Below are 333 nucleotides of genomic sequence, written 5' to 3' on the forward strand. Positions count from 1 at the left end.
CCCGCAGGCTGCGCGCCCGGGCCAGCAGGTTGTCGGCCACAGCTGTTCCCTCTGAACCGGTGGCGATGATGTCGGCGCAGTCGGCCAGCTCGGAGATGTCCAGGTCCCGGGAAAGATCTCGCAGCCCTTCCCATGTGGGGCGTCGACCGAGCATGGCGTGGTCCAGCGCAGCGCGAATACGGCGCCAGACCCAGGAGTCGGCAACATCTGCGGCCTGGACCAGGGCTTGGTGCGGGCCGGCGCCGGCACGGCGTTCGAGCGCCACCAGCGTGAGGTAGGCGATCATGCCCTGTTGGAACTGGGCGCGGGCTTCCTCGGCGCGGCGGCGCACCG

General features: G+C 70.9%; 1 pseudogene. It reads right to left on the minus strand.

Going from position 1 to position 333, the window contains the following annotated elements:
* Positions 1 to 333, minus strand: a pseudogene (locus tag VS93_RS29960) (type II secretion system F family protein); the annotation flags it as partial.

Source organism: Allosalinactinospora lopnorensis (assembly GCF_000981225.1).
Taxonomy (GTDB): Bacteria; Actinomycetota; Actinomycetes; order Streptosporangiales; family Streptosporangiaceae; genus Allosalinactinospora; species Allosalinactinospora lopnorensis.